Annotated in this window: 1 protein-coding gene; it reads left to right on the top strand. The window is 44.1% G+C overall.

Going from position 1 to position 2630, the window contains the following annotated elements:
- The first annotated feature begins 5 nt into the window (after nt 1-5).
- Nucleotides 6-2612 carry an aminopeptidase N gene (gene pepN / locus CAG69_RS04775; protein ID WP_161442982.1) on the top strand — a complete coding sequence of 869 codons (2607 nt, stop codon included), beginning with the start codon at nt 6-8 and terminating at the stop codon, nt 2610-2612.
- The last annotated feature ends 18 nt before the right edge of the window (nt 2613-2630 follow it).

The raw sequence follows: 2630 nt of genomic DNA, 5'->3' as shown, positions 1-2630 counted from the left end.
TGCTCATGTCCCAAGCTCCCCAGGCCAAATATCGTAAAGATTATCAAGAGCCATCTCACGCGATTACCGATATCGATCTTACGTTTGATCTTTATGACAATGACACCATCGTTACGGCGATATCAAAGGTTGTTCAAAAAGGCGATATAACAACGCTAGAACTCGATGGCGAAGGGCTTGAGCTGCGCGCTGTAAAAGTAAATGGTGAGGATTGGGCTCATCACGAAGTGAAAGAATCATCGCTTGTACTGACCGATCTTCCATCCGAGTTTGAACTTGAAATCGTCACCAAAATTGATCCTGAAGCGAATACAGCACTCGAAGGTTTATACAAATCAGGCGGCGCATTTTGTACTCAGTGTGAGGCCGAGGGCTTCCGTCGTATTACTTATTACTTAGATCGTCCTGATGTTCTGGCAAAATACACGACAAAAGTGATCGCAGATAAAGCCGCTTATCCATATTTGCTGAGCAATGGTAACCGAATTGCAGAAGGCGATGCAGAGAACGGTCGTCATTGGGTTCAATGGCAGGACCCGCATCCAAAGCCAGCTTACTTGTTTGCTCTTGTCGCAGGGGACTTTGACGTACTGCGTGACAAATATACAACGATGTCAGGTCGCAGTGTTGATTTAGAAATCTTTGTTGATAAAGGTAACTTAGATCGTGCAGGTCATGCGATGACATCGCTGATCAACTCGATGAAGTGGGATGAAGAACGCTTTGGCCTTGAATACGATCTGGATATTTACATGATCGTTGCCGTTGATTTCTTCAATATGGGCGCAATGGAAAACAAAGGCCTAAACATCTTTAACTCAAAGTATGTTCTGGCGAATGACCAAACGGCGACCGATCGTGACTACTTAGGTATCGAAGCTGTAATCGGTCATGAGTACTTCCACAACTGGACTGGCAACCGTGTCACTTGTCGTGACTGGTTCCAATTAAGTCTAAAAGAAGGCTTAACCGTGTTCCGTGACCAAGAATTCTCTTCTGACTTAGGCTCTCGCGCAGATAACCGTATCGATAACGTACGTATCATCCGTGGACCTCAGTTTGCAGAAGATGCAAGTCCAATGTCACATCCAATTCGTCCTGACAAAGTCATTGAGATGAACAACTTCTACACGCTAACAGTGTATGAAAAGGGCAGCGAAGTTATTCGCATGTACCATACACTCCTTGGCGAAGAGGGCTTCCAAAAAGGGATGAAACTTTACTTTGAACGTCACGATGGTACTGCTGCCACATGTGAAGACTTTGTTTCTGCAATGGAAGATGCCACCGGTGTCGATTTAAAACAATTCCGTCTATGGTACAGCCAGTCTGGTACACCGACGCTGCGCGTAAATAGCGAATACAATGCCAATGCAAAAACTTACGCACTAACGGTAGAGCAATTTACGGAGCCAACGCAAGACCAGGCTGAAAAGCAAGCGTTGCACATTCCGTTTGATATCGAGCTGTACGATTCGAAAGGTCAAGTTATCCCATTGCTGATTAACGGTGAATCTGTTCATAACGTATTAGATATTAAACAAGATAAGCAAACGTTCGTATTCGAAAATGTCGAAGAACAACCAGTGCCATCTTTGTTGCGTGAATTCTCGGCACCAGTAAAACTAGAATACGACTACAGTGATGATGAATTAGTCTTCTTGATGAAGCACGCGACGAATGACTTCGCTCGTTGGGATGCAAGCCAAATGCTATTGGCTAAGTACATTCGTCAGAACGTGAAAAACGTTCAAGCCGGACAAGACGTGTCGCTTTCTGAAGGCGTGATAGATGCGTTCCGTGGTGTGCTATTGGATGAGACGCTTGAGCCAGCTTTCATTGCTCAAGTTTTCTCTTTGCCTTCAATTAATGAGATTACTGGCTGGTACCAGCAAATTGACATCGATGCCGTAGACAAAGTGCTAAACAGCATTACAGTGTCACTTTCTCAAGAGTTAGAAGATGAGCTAAGTGCAACTTATCATACACTGAAGCAAACAGAGTACACGATCGATCATGCTGCGATTGGCAAGCGTGCATTACGTAACCGTTGTCTGCAATACCTAGCACATACGGAAAAAGGTAATGATTTAGTGAAAGCACAATACGCATCTGCAAATAACATGACAGATACGATTGCAGCGATGAGTGCGGCAAATAGTGCTCAGCTTGAGTGTCGTGAAGCTCTTATGGCAGACTATAGCGATAAGTGGAAGCACGATGGTTTGGTTATGGACAAGTGGTTTGCACTTCAAGGTAGCAATCCTGCAGAGGATGCACTTGAAAAAGTGAAAGCCACCATGAACCACGAAGCATTTAGTTTGAAGAACCCGAACCGTACGCGCAGTTTGATTGGTTCGTTCTTAAGTGCCAACCCTGTGCGTTTTCATGATAAATCCGGTGCAGGTTACCAATTTGCAGGAGAAATCCTTCGCCAACTTAATGATTCGAACCCACAAGTCGCATCTAGAATGATTGATCCTTTGCTTAAGTTCCGTAAATACGATGAAGGCCGTCAAGCAATGATTCGTGCAGAACTTGAAAAGCTCAAAGCAATGGATAATCTTGCTAAAGACTTATTCGAAAAAGTGACTAAAGCACTAGACGAATAGTAAACAACACAATAGGGT

The organism is Vibrio sp. V43_P6S15P86 (assembly GCF_009904725.1).
GTDB lineage: Bacteria > Pseudomonadota > Gammaproteobacteria > Enterobacterales > Vibrionaceae > Vibrio > Vibrio diabolicus.
Note: the sequence above shows the minus strand (reverse complement) of the source record. Positions and strands in the feature narration are given on the sequence as shown.

What these genes read in the sequence shown, in the direction of transcription:
- pepN (WP_161442982.1), top strand. Translation starts at nt 6, where the DNA reads ATGTCCCAAGCTCCCCAGGCCAAATATCGTAAAGATTATCAAGAGCCA.